The following is a 674-nucleotide window of genomic DNA, read 5'->3' as shown; positions in this document are numbered from 1 at the left end:
TCGACGTTGCCATGTGCGATCGGAATAATTTTCGCCTCGGTATTCAGGGACTTAAGAATCGCCCTTAAACGCTCCATATCCGTTTCTTCTACCAAATCCGTTTTGCTAATCAATAGCACGTCGGCAAATTCGATTTGATCAATCAACAAATCGGTTACGCTGCGCTCATCTTCTTCGCCAAGATGTTCGCCCGTTTCTTGTAAGGATCTTGCTTCGTCATAATCATTTAAGAAGTTCAGCGCATCCACAACCGTTACCATGGTATCCAGCTTTGCAACATCAGACAGTGAAACGCCATCTTCATCGGCAAAAGTGAAGGTCTCTGCAACGGGTAGCGGTTCTGAAATACCCGTTGATTCGATCACCAGATAATCAAAGCGCCCTTCTTTCGCTAGGTTATTCACTTCAACAAGAAGGTCTTCGCGCAAGGTACAACAGATACAGCCATTGCTCATTTCGACCAGTTTTTCTTCTTGATGACTTAGACTCACCTCATTTTGCACCATCGATGCATCGATGTTGATTTCACTCATATCATTCACGATCACCGCGACACGCTTGCCCTCGCGATTGTTCAGTATATGACTTAAAACAGTGGTTTTTCCTGCACCTAGAAAACCAGACAGGACGGTTACGGGTAATCGATTCATCAGTATCTCATTGCTTAATTAACG

1 protein-coding gene is annotated in these 674 nt (G+C 44.4%); it reads right to left on the bottom strand.

Annotated elements, in window-relative coordinates; genetic code table 11:
- Positions 1-650 (bottom strand): GTP-binding protein (locus A3738_RS24645; protein ID WP_197474010.1); only part of this gene is annotated, 650 nt, incomplete at its 3' end.
- Between the last annotated feature and the right edge of the window lie 24 nt (positions 651-674).

It is taken from the genome of Oleiphilus sp. HI0066, assembly GCF_001635725.1.
Note: the sequence above shows the minus strand (reverse complement) of the source record. Positions and strands in the feature narration are given on the sequence as shown.